General features: G+C 56.1%; 1 protein-coding gene. It reads right to left on the bottom strand.

Annotation, left to right across the window (positions count from 1 at the left end; genetic code table 11):
- Nucleotides 1–847: type I restriction enzyme subunit R domain-containing protein (locus DW2_RS20020; RefSeq protein ID WP_038149018.1), on the bottom strand; the 847-nt coding region annotated here is incomplete at both ends.

Below are 847 nucleotides of genomic sequence, written 5' to 3'. Positions count from 1 at the left end.
GATCGATACCGAGAGAAATGACGTGGTCGTCGATCAGCTTCCGCACCTTGGCACCGACGTCTGACCCGATAACTGGCATGTCACGATATCGGTTGCGGGCGCGCGCTTGCAGGTAGGCAAGTCTCTTGGCATCCTGAACGAATGGTAAACCCTCAGGGCGGGGAAGAATGATCTCCAGAGAATTCAGGAAATCCTTGAGCTTGACGGTGAACTCCGCTCTGGCTTTCTCAGTCGAAAGCACTTGCAAGCAATCCTCGTCATTCGACAGATCATCAAGGCCGGCACGTCGGAAAATGTCCACGACCCGGATGTGCCGATCCTGCAGCACGGGGATCTGATCTTTCAGGCTAACCAAGGCCCCCTCGATATCTTCATCGGAATAGGCGGCTAAAGCGGCTTTCAGGTGATGGGCCACGCCAAAGTAATCGACAACGATACCGCATGTTTTCCCGAAGCCTGTCCTGTTCACACGGGCGATCGCCTGCAGCAGCTCAGCTTCCCGGATGGAACGGTCGAGATACATCACACCTTCGATCGGCGCGTCGAACCCTGTTAGGAGCATCGACTTGACTATTAGGAATGCCAGCGGATCCGATTTCGTGGCGTCCTTGTGAAACAAGGGCTTTTTGAAACGTTTGATCCGGGTTTCCTGCGCAGGCCCGTCCGTCCATTGCTTCCATGAGGCGTCGTCATTGTTGCCTCCTGACATGATCGCAGCGAACTCGATCTTCTCCAAGGTGTCACGGTACCGCCAGGCCTGAACCAGTGCCTGAAACGCCGCGGGTTTGGTGCAAAGCTCCTCGTCATCCGTCGCCTTGTCTTGGTCGGACAGCGCTGCAGCCTCTGC

The sequence above is a fragment of the Thioclava atlantica genome (assembly GCF_000737065.1).
In the GTDB taxonomy this organism is placed as follows: Bacteria; Pseudomonadota; Alphaproteobacteria; order Rhodobacterales; family Rhodobacteraceae; genus Thioclava; species Thioclava atlantica.
Note: the sequence above shows the minus strand (reverse complement) of the source record. Positions and strands in the feature narration are given on the sequence as shown.